At 60.9% G+C, this 555-nt stretch carries 1 protein-coding gene; it reads right to left on the minus strand.

The window, feature by feature from the left end:
• Positions 1–555 (minus strand): phage late control D family protein (locus tag U5768_RS31870; RefSeq protein ID WP_322034293.1); only part of this gene is annotated, 555 nt, incomplete at both ends.

Below are 555 nucleotides of genomic sequence, written 5' to 3' on the forward strand. Positions count from 1 at the left end.
GCCGCCGCTGTGTGTGATCTCGGTAATCACCTGCCCCTGTGGCGCATCGGGTAGCACGATGTCGGTCTCGAGCACCCGCGCGCACTGCAGCTCGAGCACGTTGCTCTCGCCTTCGTACACGACCTGGCGCGCGAGCGCCGCCTCGTGCCGCAGTTGCGCCTCCCATTTCGCCCCGGCCTGGTCGAGGTGATGGGTCCCGTAGATGTACGGTTGGCCGTAGGTCGTGGTGTCCTGTGGCGCCAGATTGGCGCTATCCCTAAATCTCTCCCAGGCCGATTCCGGGTTGTAATCCGCGACGGTGTAGCCCTGTGCCACCGTCACGTTGTGGGTCTTGAGCGAGGTGATCGCTTCCACGCCACCGGATTCAAGCCCGGCCGCTTCGCGGTACGGCACCGTCAGACGGGGATCGTAAATATAGTGGTCGATGTCATCTGCGAAGACGACCTGGTCGCCATATTCCGTTTCAACGATATAGCAATAGATGCCTGACTTCTGCATCAGCATCTGGATGTAAGTAAAATCCGTCATCTGGTGCTGGAAGCGCCAGAGGTGGGG

It is taken from the genome of Paraburkholderia sp. J76, assembly GCF_905220295.1.
GTDB lineage: Bacteria > Pseudomonadota > Gammaproteobacteria > Burkholderiales > Burkholderiaceae > Paraburkholderia.